This is a genomic window from Brachybacterium sp. UNK5269 (assembly GCF_049266655.1).
GTDB lineage: Bacteria > Actinomycetota > Actinomycetes > Actinomycetales > Dermabacteraceae > Brachybacterium.
The window spans coordinates 3,262,946-3,277,166 of the sequence record NZ_CP184883.1; the positions used below are offsets into that span (position 1 = coordinate 3,262,946).

13 protein-coding genes are annotated in these 14,221 nt (G+C 72.5%); 4 read left to right on the forward strand and 9 right to left on the reverse strand.

The window, feature by feature from the left end; genetic code table 11:
- Window positions 1-11 precede the first annotated feature (11 nt).
- Together ACOJUI_RS15145 and ACOJUI_RS15150 are read right to left on the reverse strand one after the other, a co-directional pair.
- Window positions 12-839 carry a sugar nucleotide-binding protein gene (locus ACOJUI_RS15145; protein WP_422115760.1) on the reverse strand — a complete coding sequence of 276 codons (828 nt, stop codon included), beginning with the start codon at window positions 837-839 and terminating at the stop codon, window positions 12-14.
- Window positions 836-1,414, reverse strand: a complete 579-nt coding sequence (locus ACOJUI_RS15150; protein ID WP_422115761.1) for a MarR family winged helix-turn-helix transcriptional regulator — start codon at window positions 1,412-1,414, stop codon at window positions 836-838. Before ACOJUI_RS15150 ends, ACOJUI_RS15145 begins: the two co-directional genes overlap by 4 nt.
- Window positions 1,415-1,607: 193 nt before the next feature.
- Here ACOJUI_RS15150 and ACOJUI_RS15155 point away from each other — a divergent pair, with 193 nt between their 5' ends.
- Entirely contained in the window at window positions 1,608-1,946 is a 339-nt protein-coding gene (locus ACOJUI_RS15155) for a hypothetical protein (RefSeq protein ID WP_422115762.1), read from the forward strand.
- A gap of 50 nt (window positions 1,947-1,996) precedes the next feature.
- Here ACOJUI_RS15155 and ACOJUI_RS15160 read toward each other — a convergent pair whose 3' ends face one another.
- Genes ACOJUI_RS15160 through ACOJUI_RS15180 form a run of 5 tightly spaced genes read right to left on the reverse strand, consistent with a single transcriptional unit; the run spans window position 1,997 to window position 7,829 of the window.
- Window positions 1,997-3,370, reverse strand: a complete 1,374-nt coding sequence (locus ACOJUI_RS15160; protein WP_422117682.1) for a sugar nucleotide-binding protein — start codon at window positions 3,368-3,370, stop codon at window positions 1,997-1,999.
- Between the two features lie 56 nt (window positions 3,371-3,426).
- Window positions 3,427-4,431, reverse strand: coding sequence for a dTDP-glucose 4,6-dehydratase (rfbB, locus tag ACOJUI_RS15165; protein ID WP_422115763.1), 1,005 nt, complete (start codon window positions 4,429-4,431; stop codon window positions 3,427-3,429).
- Window positions 4,428-5,351: a glucose-1-phosphate thymidylyltransferase RfbA gene (gene rfbA, locus ACOJUI_RS15170; RefSeq protein WP_422115764.1), complete on the reverse strand. Its 924-nt coding sequence runs from the start codon at window positions 5,349-5,351 to the stop codon at window positions 4,428-4,430. Before rfbA ends, rfbB begins: the two co-directional genes overlap by 4 nt.
- 59 nt (window positions 5,352-5,410) lie before the next feature.
- Window positions 5,411-6,256: a polysaccharide lyase family protein gene (locus tag ACOJUI_RS15175; RefSeq protein ID WP_422115765.1), complete on the reverse strand. Its 846-nt coding sequence runs from the start codon at window positions 6,254-6,256 to the stop codon at window positions 5,411-5,413.
- A gap of 22 nt (window positions 6,257-6,278) precedes the next feature.
- Window positions 6,279-7,829, reverse strand: a complete 1,551-nt coding sequence (locus ACOJUI_RS15180; RefSeq protein WP_422115766.1) for an alkaline phosphatase D family protein — start codon at window positions 7,827-7,829, stop codon at window positions 6,279-6,281.
- Window positions 7,830-7,999: 170 nt separating this feature from the next.
- Here ACOJUI_RS15180 and ACOJUI_RS15185 point away from each other — a divergent pair, with 170 nt between their 5' ends.
- From ACOJUI_RS15185 to ACOJUI_RS15195, 3 genes are all read left to right on the forward strand, one after another.
- Window positions 8,000-9,208 carry an adenosine deaminase family protein gene (locus ACOJUI_RS15185; protein ID WP_422115767.1) on the forward strand — a complete coding sequence of 403 codons (1,209 nt, stop codon included), beginning with the start codon at window positions 8,000-8,002 and terminating at the stop codon, window positions 9,206-9,208.
- Window positions 9,209-9,754: 546 nt separating this feature from the next.
- Complete coding sequence (locus ACOJUI_RS15190; protein WP_422115768.1) at window positions 9,755-11,698, forward strand: potassium transporter Kup; 1,944 nt, start codon at window positions 9,755-9,757, stop codon at window positions 11,696-11,698.
- 179 nt (window positions 11,699-11,877) lie between these two features.
- On the forward strand, window positions 11,878-12,390 hold the full coding sequence (locus tag ACOJUI_RS15195) for a hypothetical protein (protein WP_422115769.1): 513 nt from the start codon (window positions 11,878-11,880) through the stop codon (window positions 12,388-12,390).
- Window positions 12,391-12,445: 55 nt separating this feature from the next.
- Here the strand turns inward: ACOJUI_RS15195 and ACOJUI_RS15200 are convergent, their stop codons facing one another.
- On the reverse strand, window positions 12,446-13,732 hold the full coding sequence (locus ACOJUI_RS15200) for a glycosyltransferase family 4 protein (protein WP_422115770.1): 1,287 nt from the start codon (window positions 13,730-13,732) through the stop codon (window positions 12,446-12,448).
- The gene (locus tag ACOJUI_RS15205) at window positions 13,729-14,121 is read right to left on the reverse strand and encodes a PRC-barrel domain-containing protein (RefSeq protein WP_422115771.1); all 393 of its coding nucleotides are present in this window, start codon (window positions 14,119-14,121) and stop codon (window positions 13,729-13,731) included. Before ACOJUI_RS15205 ends, ACOJUI_RS15200 begins: the two co-directional genes overlap by 4 nt.
- Window positions 14,122-14,221 lie beyond the last annotated feature (100 nt).

Consider the following 14,221-nt stretch of genomic DNA (forward strand, 5'->3'; position numbering starts at 1 on the left):
GCCCCGGCCGCTCAGCAGCCCGGGTCCGCGAGCATCGCGTCGTATCCGACGCGGAAGTCCGGGTACGACAGCTGCCCGAGCAGGGCGGCCATCCGGGAGCCGTCCAGCACGGTGCCGTGACCGGGGTCGGGATCGACCGGCGGCGGGATGGGCAGCGAGAGGCGGCCGGCGATGTGCGTGACCACCTCGCCGAGCCGGGCCGGGGCACCGTCCACGGCGTGCAGGAGCCGGGGCGGCTCGGGGTGGAGGAGCAGGGACTGGAGCACCCGCACCAGGTCGTCCTCGTGGATACGGTTGGTGCGGCGGCGGTGCTCGATCGGACGCGCTTCGCGGACGGTGCGCGGCAGGCGGTCACGGCCGGGGCCGTAGATCCCGGCCGGCCTCACCACGATCGCCCCGAACAGTTCCTCGGCCAGCCGCTCCCCCTCGACGAGGACCCGGCCCCGGGCGCTGAGCGGGCGCGGCGGGTCGTCCTCGGTGAGCACCGGCGCCGGATCTCCCAGCCCCGCGTAGCCCTCGAACACGCGGGTGGAGGAGACGTACACGGTGCGGGACGGCCGGGCGGGCAGGGCCTGCGCGAGGTGACGCAGCGGAGTCCCGTAGCCGTCGGCCGCATCCGGGGGCGGGAGCGTGATGAGCATCGACTCGCAGTGCGGCAACGGGTCCGTCAGCGGCTGTGCCAGGTCGGCGGCCACGGCGCGGAAGCTCGCCGGCACCGCGCCGGGGTCGCGGCGCAGGGCGAGCACCTCGACCCCGGTCGCGCTCAGCGCGGCGCCGACCCGCAGGCCCAGGCGCCCGCACCCGACGAACAGGGTGCGGCCGGGGCGGGGCGCGGTCATCGGTCCGCGCTCGGGGAAGACGCGAGCGGTGGTTCGCGGTCGGGTTCGGTGCTCTGCTGCTCGTGCTCGTGCTCGCCGAGCTGTTCGAGCGAGTGGTTCAGGCCCGCCAGGAACCTGGTGACCACGGCCCGCTCCTGCGGGGTGAGGGCCTCGGCGATCGCCATCATCCGGGCATGCATGCCGCGCAGCGTCTCGCGCACCTCCCGGTCCCCGCGGGACGTCGGCACCACCGCCGTGGAGCGGCGATCCTCCGGATGCGGGGCGCGCTCGGCGTAGCCGTCGCGCACCAGGCGATCCACCAGGGCGCTCGAGGAGGCGGCGGAGATGCTCAGCTGCTCGGCGAGATCCCGCTGGCGCACCGCCCGCCCTTCGGCCTGCGCCGCCAGCAGCAGACGCAGGGCCAGCAGGTCCTTCTCCCCCATGCCCATGTCGTCCCGCACCCGGGTGCGCATCCGCACGTTGGACTCGCGATATCGGCGCAGCTCATTGAGCAGCTCGACCGACGACGCGGTCGCCTCACCGCTTTCGGGGTACCAGTACCCGCTCGCCCGATGACTGGCCTCGTGCCCGCTCATCGCCCGCCTCCTCTCTCCGAACCGTCTGAAAGTTGACAGACGCCCATCGCGATCCATAGCCTGCCTAACAGTTAGCGTACCAACCGATAGCGGCCGCCGGCCCGACCACGGAAGAGGACCCATGAGCGTTGTCAGCGAGCGACCGTGCGCAGCAGCTGAAGGACCCTCCCTCGTCCGGTCGGCTGCCGCCAGTATGTCCGAGCCCGCGCAGCCGAGCCCGGGTGCGCAGGCCCAGTGGCAGCAGCTGGCCGATGCCGTGGCCGCCCGCGCCGCCCGGACCGCGCTCGGGGTGCCCGGCATCTGGAAGACCGCGTTCTCGATCCACGGCAACGCCGACGCCCCCGTCCTGACCGCTCGGGTGCGGATCCTGCGCAGCGCGAAGTTCGCCCGCGCGGTCGATGAGGTGATGGAGCAGGTGGTGCCCGAGATGGAGAGCCGCCTGGGCCGCGCCTTCGCCGAGCACCACATCGACTTCGACCTCACCGGGCTCGGGTCCTCGCGCCGCGGCGCGTCGGCGCTGACGATCATCTGAGTTCCGGCGAGGGCCGGACCTCGCGGGCGCGCGGCCGCTCGCTTCGCTGATCAGGCCCGCAGATGCTCCCGCAGCACCGCCAGCTGATATCGAGGAGTGAAGCCGGTCGCCTCGATCTTCGCCAGGTCCAGAACCGAGCTCCGTGGACGCGGGGCGATCATGCCGTCCCCCTCGGCCCGACCCTGCCTGTCATAGTACGAATGAGTGGACACAGGAATCACTCTGCGCTGGTCGTGGCCGATCAGCGAGTACACCTCCGCGGCGATGTCTGCCCAGCTCAACGGTTCCCCCGCCCCGGAGACGTTGTAGATGCCGGCCTCCGGGCGCGTGCTCAGCAGGTGCTCGATGGCAGCGGCGAGGTCTGCGGTGGAGGTCAGGCGACCGACTTGATCCTCGACCACGGACGGCGAGACGCCCTGCACCGCGAGTTCCGCCATGATGCTGACGAAGTTGCGGCCCGCACCGATCACCCAGCTGGTGCGCACGATGTAGTGCTGCGGCAGCGTCGCCACCAGCTGATCGCCGGCGGCCTTGGTCTGGCCATACACGCCGAGAGGGCTCGGGTCCTCGTCCTCGCGATGCAGCTCCTCGGTGCCATCGAACACGTAGTCGCTGGAGACGTGCACGAGGGTTGCGCGATGGGTGCGGGCCGCATCCACCAGGCGCCGCACCCCGACGACATTCGTGGCCCACGCCTCGCGCCGGCCGTCGGCCGTCTCCGCCGCGTCGACTGCGGTGTACGCCGCGGCATTGATGATCGTCCGGTAGGGCGAGAAGTCGAAAGCAGCGACGCTCGCGGCGTCCGCCAGGTCGAGCTGCGCCCGGGTCGCATAGTCCACGTCGGTCCGCTCCGCCCAACGCTCGGCGAGCGCGCGACCGAGCTGACCGTGGGCGCCGATCACCAGGCTGCGAGGAGGCGGCACCGGCGTGACGTCGGTCAGCGGCGGGTGGTCGAGGTCCTTGGCGGAGAGCTCGGCCTGATCCAGGGGGATCGGCCACGGGATCGCAACCGTCTCGTCGGCGAGATTGAGGAAGGTGTAGCGCGCCTGCGCCTCGGCGGACCAATGGTCGTTGACCAGGTACGTGTACGCGGCCGGAGCCTCGAGGGTCTGGAACGCGTTGCCCACGCCGCGGGGCACGAACACCGCCACCTCGGGCGTGATCTCGTGCCAGTAGGTCGCCCCGAAGCTCTCACCCTCGCGCAGATCCACCCAGGCGCCGAACACCCGCCCCGTGGCGACGGAGATGTACTTGTCCCAGGGCTCGGCGTGGATGCCGCGGGTCACGCCCACGGTCTGGTTGAACGAGATGTTGTTCTGCACCGGGCCGAAGTCCGGCAGCCCCGCCGCGACCATCTTCTCCCGCTGCCAGTTCTCCTTGAACCAGCCCCGACTGTCACCGGGACGCGGGACGTCGAGCACCATCAGACCCGGGATCGGTGTCGAGTGCACCGCGATCTGCTTCGGCGTTGCGCCGCCGGTCACTGGCCGACTTTCTGATACTTCGCCTCGGTGGCGGCCTTCTGCGGGCGCCACCACTGCTCGTTGTCGCGGTACCAGTCGATCGTCGCCGCAAGGCCCGTCTCGAAGTCGGCGAAGGCTGGCTCCCAGCCCAGCTCGTTGCGCAGCCGGGTCGCGTCGATCGCATAGCGCAGGTCGTGACCGGCGCGATCGGCGACGTGCTCGTAGTCGTGGACGTCATGGCCCATCAGCTGCAGGATCAGCTCGACGACCTGACGGTTGTTCTTCTCCCCGTCGGCCCCGATCAGATACGTCTGCCCGATCTCGCCCGCCTCCAGGATCCGCAGCACGGCGCTGGAGTGGTCCTCGGCGTGGATCCAGTCGCGCACGTTCAGTCCGGCCCCGTAGAGCTTCGGGCGGATCCCGTCGATCAGGTTCGTGATCTGGCGCGGGATGAACTTCTCGACGTGCTGGCGCGGCCCGTAGTTGTTCGAGCAGTTCGACAGCGTCGCCTGGACCCCGAAGGACCGCACCCAGGCACGCACCAGCAGGTCGCTGCCGGCCTTGGTGGCCGAGTACGGGCTGGAGGGGTTGTAGGGCGTGGTCTCGGTGAACCGCTGCGGATCATCGAGTGCGAGGTCGCCGTAGACCTCGTCGGTCGAGATGTGGTGCAGCCGCACTCCGTGCCTGCGCACCGACTCCAGCAGCGTGAACGTGCCGATGAGGTTGGTCTGCACGAACGGGGACGGGTCGTCGAGGGAGTTGTCGTTGTGGGACTCGGCAGCGAAGTGCACCACCGCGTCGGCCCCGCGGATGATGCGGTCCATGGCTGCGGCGTCGGCGATGTCCTCGACCTCGAGGCGCACGCGGTTCGACGGCAGATCCTCGAGGGAGGCGAGGTTCCCGGCGTAGGTGAGGGAGTCCACCACGGTGACGGTGTCGTCGGTGTGCTCGATGACGTGATGGACGAAAGCGGAGCCGATGAACCCGGCGCCGCCGGTGACGACGAGATGGCGGGCGCTCATGCCGAGATCCTCAGGGCAGCGGCCGACGGGGTGAGGTCGAGCGGGCGGTCCGCGATCTCTCGCTCGAGGGCGTCGAGCAGGTAACGGCCGTAGCCGGACTTCACCAGCGGCAGGGCGCGCTCGCGCAGCTCCTCGTCGCTGAGGTATCCCATCCGCCAGGCCACCTCCTCGGGTGCCCCGATGGACAGGCCCTGCCGCTTCTGGACGGTGCGGATGAACTCGCCGGCGGCGGCGAGGTCCTCGAAGGTGCCGGTGTCCAGCCAGGCGGTGCCGCGGGTGAGCACCTCGACGTGCAGGCTGCCGTCCTCGAGGTAGGTGCGGTTCAGGTCGGTGATCTCCAGCTCCCCGCGGGCCGACGGCTGCAGCGCCTTCGCGCGCTCGACCACGGACTCGTCGTAGAAGTACAGGCCGGGCACGGCGAGGTTCGAGCGCGGCAGCGTCGGCTTCTCCTCGAGGGAGATCGCGCGACCGTCCGCCCCCATCTCGACCACGCCGTACGCGGTGGGGTCGTTGACCCAGTAGCCGAACACCGCTGCGCCCTCGAGATCCTGATGGCGGCGCAGCTGGGCGCCCATGCCCTGGCCGTAGAACAGGTTGTCGCCGAGCACCAGGGCGGCCTTGTCGCCGTCCAGGAACTCCTCACCGAGAGTGAAGGCCTGGGCCAGACCGTCCGGCGAGGGCTGGACGGTGTACTCGAGGTTCACGCCGAAGCGGTCGCCGTCGCCGAGGACCCGCTGGAATGCCCGCTGATCCTCGGGCGTGGTGATGATCAGGATGTCCCGGATCCCCGCGAGCATGAGAGTGCTCAGCGGGTAGTAGATCATCGGCTTGTCGTGGACCGGCATCAGCTGCTTGGAGACGCCGATGGTCAGCGGATGCAGTCGTGAGCCGGTCCCGCCGGCCAGGATTATCCCTCGCATGCGGGCAGTATGTCAGTAATGTCCGTTTTGCGGAAGTGGGTGGACTGAGATTGGGCCCGTCACTCGCGGGCGAAGATCCCCACCGCGTCCCACGCCACCCAGCCGCCCTCGGCCAGATGGAACTCGATGACGTTCACGCCGGTCTGCAGCGCCCCCGCCGGCAGCGGCAGCTCGTGGAAGGAGCGCTTCAGGGTCGAGCCGGGGATCGTGGCGTCGCCCTCCCGGGAGCCCCGGGTCGCCCCGGCGGGCAGGTCGAGGTCGGTGACGTGCTCGCCGTTGACGCTGATCCGCAGCGTGCCCCCGAGTCGGGTGGTGTCCACCAGCCACACCGCCAGGTCGTGCTCGGCGGCCGGCTCACCATCCAGGGTGATGGTCCAGCGCGCGCGGTATTCGCGGCGCCCGGCCCAGGCATCGCCCGGTCCGGGCAGCAGGTAGGGCCAGGCCGTGCCCGGCTCGTCGGTCCCCTGCAGGTACTCGATCACGGCGTCGGGGTGCTGCTCGGGGATCTTCGCGTAGGAGCTGGGGGCGAGGTGGTGCTCGAGGGTGCGGCCGTCGAAGGCGCCGATGGCGGCGACCTCGCGGCCGGTCGCGGTGACCGACGGCTGGGAGGTGGCGGTCAGCGGGGCGCCGGCCCGGCCGCGCTCCCCGGCGTCGGAGACGGCGAGGACCGTGTACGTCCAGGTCTCGCCCGCGGGGTCAAGACCGGCGTGGACGAGGCGGGGGTAGACGGACTTCGCGAGCAGGTCCGACTCCTGCGGGGAGCGGGGCGCGCTCTTCCCGCGGACGGCGTAGATGCGGAAATGATCGATCAGCGGGTCGAAGCCGAGGGAGTCCCAGCTCAGGGTGATGGCGGCCAGGGAGGGGCTGGCCTCCAAGCCGGTGACGGTGGCGGGGCGCGGGCTCATGCGGGGTCCTTTCGGGCCGGTATCACGCCGGGATCAGGCCGGGGGCGTCGACCGGCGTGGTGAAGCGGGCGGAGAGCTCCTTCGGGGCGGTGTCGTCGGCCTCGATCCACGGCACCACGTAGAAGCTCGAGGTCAGCTCCTGGGGCGTGAGGCGCAGGTGGACGTAGCCCCGTCGGCCGTCGTAGTGCCGCACGTAGTCGTGCTGCATCCAGTCCTCGGTGTAGTTGTCGGTCCGGGCGCCGTCCCCGTCGGAGGCCACCGACGTGCAGATCAGCTCCACGCCGATCGTCGCGGCGGCCGGGTCGGAGGCGTCCGCCCTGAGCTCGGCGGCGACGTGCTTGTGGATGTCACCGGTGAGCATGACCGGGTTGCCGGCCGCGCTCATCGCCTCGAGCAGTCGCCGGCGTGCGGCGGGGTAGCCGTCCCACATGTCGGTGCGGTCCTCGGAGATCGGCGTCAGCACCACCCCGTTGGCCAGCAGGTTCCACGTCGCCGGGGAATTCTCGAGCCGGGTCCGGACCCACTGCTCCTGCTCCTCGCCGAGCATCGTGCGGTCCTCGGCCTGCTGCTCCTCCGGTGTGGCCGGTTCCGGGTCCCGGAACTGGCGGGTGTCCAGCAGTGAGAAGCGGGCGAGGGCGCCGACGTCGAAGCCGGTGGTGATGTCGGAGTCGGGGCCCTCCGGCAGGGCGGTGATGTCCAGGGGCATGTTCTCGTAGAAGGCCCGGTAGGCCACGGCGATGCGGTGGGCGAACAGGTCGTCCGGGATCGCGGAGGCGGAGCTGCCGGCCATGTAGTTGTTCTGGACCTCGTGGTCGTCCCACACCGCGACGGCGGGCACCCGGGCGTGCACCGCCTGCAGATGCGGATCGGACTTGAACAGCGAGTAGCGCAGCCGGTACTGCTCCAGGGTCTCGGTCTCCACCGCATGGGCGGCGGCGACCTCGACGCCCTGGCGCCACAGGTTCGCCGCGGTGATGCCGTACTCGTAGATGTAGTCGCCGACGAAGAGGACCAGGTCGAGGTCCTCCTCGGCGGCCAGGTGCTTGTGGGCGGTGAAGTGGCCGTGGTACCAGGCCTGGCAGGACACCAGCCCGACGGAGAACGAGTCCACCGCCGCCCCGGCGGCGGGAAGGGTGCGGAAGCGGCCGACGGGGCTCGTCTGCTGACCGACCACGAAGCGGTAGAAGTAGTCGGTGGCGGGCTCCAGCCCCTCGACCCGGGGGTGCACGGCGTGGGCGAGCTCCGGCTGGGCCAGCGCCTGCCCGCGCCGCACGATCCGCCGGAACTCCGCATCTCGAGCGACCTGCCAGCGCACGCTCACCGAGCGCCGCGGCATGTCGCCGTGCCCGTCCTCGGCAAGGGGCTCCGGCGCGAGACGGGTCCACAGCACGACGCCGTCGGGCCGCGGCGCACCGCTGGCCACGCCCAGGCCGAACAGGTTCTCGCGGTGGGGCAGCGGCTCCCCGCGGGCGTCGGGAGCGGTGATGCCCAGGGCGATCACGGCGGCTGAGGCTCCGCTCAGCTGCAGCAGACGGCGACGGCTGAGGGGTGCTGGCGCGGCGGATGCCGACATGGGGTCTCCCGGTCTCGGAAAGCGGCGTGCCCGGGAGTCTAGGCAGTCGACGTGGCGTGGAGGTGGACTTCCGGAGAACCGTCCGAGGCGACCGCGACGGCGCGGAGAGTCCGGTGCGTGCTCGACCGAGCCTCGCGGCGGCCGTCGGCACGGCGACGTATCCTGCCCGGATGCCTCTGGATCCCGCGCTCGTCCGCTCGCTGCCGAAGGTGGCCCTGCACGACCACCTCGATGGCGGCCTGCGTCCCGCCACCGTGCTCGAGCTGTCCCGCGAGCAGGGCCTCACCCCGCCCGGCGAGAGCGCCGAGCAGGTCGCCGACTGGTTCCACGCCGCCGCCGACTCCGGCTCCCTGCCCGCCTACCTCGCGACCTTCGAGCGCACCGTCGCGCTCATGCAGACCGGCCCGCAGCTGCGCCGCATCGCCCGCGAGTTCGTCGAGGACATGGTGGCCGACGGGGTGGTCTACGCCGAGACCCGCTGGGCGCCCCATCAGCACACGGACGGCGGCCTCACGCTGGAAGGCGCGGTGCAGGCGGTCCAGGACGGTCTCGACGAGGGCGTGGCCGCCGCCCGCGCGGGCGGCTCCCGCATCGTGGTGGGTCAGCTGCTGTGCTACCTGCGCCACCTCGAGCCCACCGATGACCTGGTGGACATCGCCCTCGCCCGCCGCGGCGCGGGCGTGGTGGGCCTGGACCTCGCCGGGCCCGAGGCCGGGTTCCCCGCCTCCCGCTTCCGCGCCCAGTTCGGACGCGCCCGGGCCGAGGGGCTGCGGGTTACCATCCACGCCGGGGAGGCCGACGGGCCCTCCTCGATCGCCGACGCCCTGGAATGCGGGGCCGAGCGGATCGGGCACGGGGTGCGCCTGATCGAGGACATCGCGGACACGGAGGGCATCGAGGGCACGGGGGACATCGAGGGCACGGAGGGCACGGAGGACACGGGGGACGTCGAAGACGGCGAGCCGTCGGCGCCGGGCGCGGGCCTCGCGGCCACAGCTGCGGACCTCTCGGCACCCCCGCGCTTCGGCCCCGTCGCGGACCGGATCCACCGTGACCGGGTGTGCCTCGAGGTGTGCCCGAGCTCGAACCTGCAGACCGGCGCCGCCACCGACATGTCGAGCCATCCCGTCGGTCGCCTGCACGAGCTCGGCTTCGCCGTGGCCGTCAGCTCCGACAACCGCCTGATGAGCCGCACCCGCACCTCCCGGGAGCTGGCGCTGTCCGCCGCGGCACACGACTGGGACCTCGATGACCTCGAGCGGATCGCCCTGACCGCACTGGATGCCGGCTTCGCCCCCGCGGCCGAGCGTGATGCGCTGCGCGACGAGGTCGTGCTGCCCGCCTACCGTGCGGCGCGCGAGCTCTCGCACCAGGGCTGAGCCTGGGCCTGCCCCGCCCGGGCTTTCCCGGAGCCCGGGTGACGAACTGGGTTAATAGCCCTAGCCGATCCCCCTACTCCGCAGCCTCCGCCGGGATCGCGCCAGTCATCCCGAATCCCGAGTGACGAACCCGGGCAATGGCGTCAGCTATTCCCCCCCCCACTACGCAGCCGCCACCTGCGCCGCGCCCGCTGGTGTGACCCACAGAGCAGAACTGCTCCGGTCGAGCCGGGTGCATCCGGCTCGGACGGTGGCAGGATTCCCGTCGTGCCCGAGGACATCTCGCGCTCGCCCCGCTCCGACGAGCCTTCCGAATCATCACGTGAGCGAACCCCACAAGCCCCCGACCTCGCGTCGTCGGCTCCTCCCTCGTCAGACTCCCCGCCGCCGCCGGCCGACCCTGGGCCTGCCGCCCACGTGCCCGCCGCCCCGGCCGACCCTGCGCCCGTCATCTCCACGCCCGCCCCACCCGCGCGACCCGACCCCGCGGCCGCCGGCCCCGTGCCTCCTCACCGGCACAGCCACCGGCGCCTGGATGCGCGCGGTGTGCCCCGTCCCCACGAGCCTCTGCCGGTGCTGGTCGTCGGCGCGCTCGGGGTGGTGTTCGGCGACATCGGCACCAGCCCGCTGTACGCGCTGCAGACCGTTTTCAGCATCCACCACAACGCCGTCGCCCCCACCGAGTCCGACGTGCTCGGCGTGATCTCGATGGTCACCTGGTGCCTGCTGATCATCGTCACCGTCACCTACATCGGGCTGATCATGCGCGCCGACAACCAGGGCGAGGGCGGCATCCTCGCCCTCACCGCGCTGGTGCTGCGGAAGCTCTCCACCGCCTCCGGGGGCGGGGGCCGCGAGGCCGCGGTGGCGCTGGTGCTGGGCGTGCTGGGCGCCGCGCTGTTCTTCGGGGACTCCCTGATCACCCCCGCGATCTCCGTGCTCTCGGCCTTCGAGGGCATCGAGGTGATCGGCTCCGTGCCCAACGCCGTGATCCTGCCGGGAGCCCTGACCGTGCTCACCGTGCTGTTCGCGGTGCAGCGCCGGGGCACGGCCCGCATCGGCCGCTCCTTCGGCGTGGTGATGGTGATCTGGTTCCTCACCCTGGCCGCGATGGGCCTGCCGCACCTGCTGGCGAACCCCTCCGTCCTGCGCGCCGTCTCTCCGCACTACGCGATCGCGTTCATGGTCGAGCGGCCTCTGGTCGCGTTCATCGCGATGGGCGCGGTGGTGCTCACCATCACCGGCGCCGAGGCGCTCTACGCCGACATGGGCCACTTCGGCCGCCGCCCCATCGCCCTGGCCTGGGCGGCCCTGGTGCTGCCCGCGCTGCTGCTGAACTACTTCGGTCAGGGCGCGCTGCTGCTGGCCGACCCGTCGGCCGTGGTGAACCCGTTCTTCTCGATGGTGCCGGGCGCCCTGCGCCTGCCGCTGGTGCTGCTGGCCGCCTGCGCCACCGTGATCGCCTCCCAGGCCGTGATCTCCGGGGCGTTCTCGGTCTCCCGCCAGGCGGTGCGGCTCTCCCTGCTGCCGCGGCTGCGGATCACCCAGACCTCCGCCCGGCACGGCGGGCAGATCTACGTGGGCTCCGTGAACACCCTGCTGTTCCTCGGGGTGATGACGCTGGTGCTCGTCTTCCGCCGCTCCGAGGCGCTCGCCGCCGCCTACGGTCTCGCGGTGACCGCCACGATCATCCTGGTCCTCGCCCTGTTCCTGCTGTACTCGCGGCGGATCCTGGGCTGGCCGCTGTGGCAGGTGGTGCTGCTGGGCGCGATCGTCGGTGGCCTCGAGCTGGTGCTGCTGGCCGCGAACGTCGTGAAGATCCCCGCCGGCGGCTGGTTGCCGCTCGTGATCGCCGCGGTGCTCAGCACCGTCATGCTCACCTGGAAGCGCGGCTCCCGGATCATGTTCGGCAGGCGCCGCGCCATGGAGGGACCGATCGCGGACTTCGTCGCCGGCCCGGCCCGGGCCGTGCAGCGGGTGCCGGGACTGGCCGTGTACCCGCACGGCGATCCCACCACCGTGCCGCTGGCGCTGCGCACCGGGGTGGAGCTGAACCGGGTGATGCACGAGCACGTCGTCATCGTGACCATGAAGCACATCGGCGTCCCCCATGTGCACCGCGACGACCGGGTGGTGGTGGACGTGCTGGGCGATCCGGCCGACGGGATCATCCACATCAGCTACCTGGTCGGCTTCCATGACTCCCAGGACGTTCCCGCCGCCCTGCGCGCCGCCCTCACCCGCTCCGGTCCCGCGCACGCGGACTGCGCGAAGGGTTGCCCCGCGCACATCCCGGACCTGGAGATCGACCCGGACGAGGCCGTCTACTTCCTGTCCGTGTTCCGCATCGAGCCCGGTCAGGACCCCACCCTGCCCCGCTGGCAGAAGGCGCTGTTCCGGCAGCTGGAGCGGGCCTCGGCCAACCGCACCCAGGTGCTGCACCTGCCGCCGGCGCGGACCGTGGTGATGGGCGCGGAGGCCGTGCTGTAGCCCGGGTCAGGGTGCCTGCGCTCGAGCCCGGGGTGACGAACTGGGGTGATGGCGCGCGGCGATCCCAGAATTTGTTGCCCGCGGCGGGGACGTGCTCGTGGCGGGTCGTGTCCGGAGCAGGGGCAGAGTGAACGTGCTGAGCGACGAGCTCCCTGGCCGGGTGACCCTACGCTGGTGCCATGCCTCGGGTCCCCGACTCCGCCATGCCGCCCTCGTCCGAGACGGCCTCCACTGCGCCGTCGACCACGGTCGATGCTCCGGACAGCACCACCACCCACTGGCTGCTGCCGATCGACCCCGCCGCCCACGCCGAGCACCAGCCTGCCGACTGGCGCGAGCGGCACGACGCCACCGCGGTCTGGGACGCGATCGGTCGCTCGCAGCGCATCGACCGCTGGTGCCTGCGCAGCGGGTTCCGCACCATGCGGATCGGCGACCTGATCTGGGCGTATCTGTCCCGGCGCCAGGAGCTGTGCGCAGTGGGCGCCGTGCGGAGCATCGACGAGGAGGAGGGCCGCTGGTTCGTGCAGGTGGACTGGGACGAGGCCCGCACCGGGCAGCTGTGCCGGGATCCGCTCCCCCGCAGCGCCTTCGGTCAGGTGCCGATGTCGACCTGCCGGGCCGGAGAGCGGGCGGCCGCGGTGCTGGCCCAGCGCTACGAGGACACGGGCGCGTCAGCTCCCGCCCGGTAGCGGCGCTGTCGGGACGCGGCACGTGGCGCGCCCCGACGGGCCCGGGCATCACCGCTCAGCGGCCGACGACGCCGCCGAGGATCTCGAGGTAGCGCTGCGCGAGCACCCCGTCGTCGGCGTGATCGGCGACCCAGGCGCGGCCGCTGGTGCCCACCCGGGCGCGCGGGCGGTCGGCCGCCAGCTCCCTCCACAGCGCCACCAGCGCGTCCTCGTCCTGCGGGGGCAGCACATCGCCCGCTCGCGCCTCGTGCACCACGTCGGCCGCTTCACCGTCGAGCAGGGCCGTGATGTGCCGGCCCGTCGCCAGGATCTCGTAGAGCTTGGAGGGGACGGTCCAGGCGAACGGCGCCCAGTCCCGCAGCGAGACCACCACCGTGTCGGCCCAGGCGTACTGCTCGTCCACCTCGCGGTGCGGGATGCGCGGCAGCACCTCCACCGGGGCCCCCAGCTCGTGCGAGAGCGCGGCCAGCGCAGCCGCCTCGACGCCGTGGCCGATCAGCCGCACCTGCAGCCGCACCCCCTCGCGCCGCAGGCGGGCGGCGGCACGCACCACGGTGTCCAGGCCCTGGGAGCGGCCCATGTTGCCCAGGTACAGGCAGCGCAGCTCGGCATGATCGCCGGGGAGGTGGTCGCGCTGCGCCGGCACCGTCGACAGGTCGGTGCCGTTGCGCACCACCTCCACCTCGCGGACGCCGCGCTCATGGAGCACGTCCGCGAACCGTCCCGTGGTGGTGACGACTGCGCTGGCCCCGCTCTGCCATCCGGTGACGCTGCGGTGCACCTCGCCCTTCGCGAGCGCGACCGCCCAGGCCAGCGCGCGCCGATGCAGGCCGCGAGCCGGGCCGTGGACCACGTCCAGGGGCAGCGCACCGGCGGGGCCGACGTGGGTGACCAGGTCCGGCCAGGCATCGCGCATCTCCACCACCAGCGGCACGTCCCAGAGCGCCGCGAGCACGCGGCCGGCCAGCAGGGTGGCAATGGCCGGGGCGGTCGCGATGATGACGTCGGGCCGGGTGCCCGGCCGGGAGAACCGCCGCCGCAGCCGGCGCAGGGAATCCGCGGCGGCCAACAGATGGTCGGCGGTGCGGGTGCCGATGTCCGCCCGGTGCGGCAGGTACGCGGTGCGCAGCACGGTCTCGCCGTGCTGCCCGGTCTCGACCGCACCGACCCGGTGGCGGCGGCGCTGCTCCGGGGTGGGCCGACCGTTGGGGTAGTGCGGCACCGGGGCGGCCACGGTGACCTGGTGGCCGGCCGCCATGAAGTGCTCGATCAGGGCCGACCAGCGGCGCTGCGGGGCCCCGTACTCGGGCGCGTAGTAGTGCGTCAGCAGCAGCAGCCTCATGCGGCCGACGCCTCGTCCACCCCGAGTGCTGCAGCGGCGGCGCGCAGCTCCTGCGGCGTGGCATGGCCGGTCACCGGCGGCGGGGTGCCGTTCTTCGTGGCGGCGGCCTCGATGCGCAGCCGGATCGACGGCGCGCGGGGGGAGCGTCGGGCCTTGCGATCGGCGGCGCGGCGGGCCCGGTTCCCGCCGGCGGCGTCCTCGTTTGCCGGTGCCTCACCCGGTGCATGCGCGGCGGGCAGCTCCGCGATCGCGGCGGCGGGGATCAGCACCGCGCCGGAGCTCAACTGGCGGCGCACCACGGTGATCGCGGCGAGCTGCCCGGTGGCGTCGTGCAGGTAGATGTCCCGTACCCGGCCCGCCGTCGCGCCGTCGCTGCCCCGCACGGTCATCCCGGCGAGCGCCTGCAGGCGGGCGCGCCGCTTCCCCGGGGCGGCCGGCGCGGGGAGCCGCCGGCGTCCGGCCGTGCGGAGCCGTCTGCGGCATCCTCCT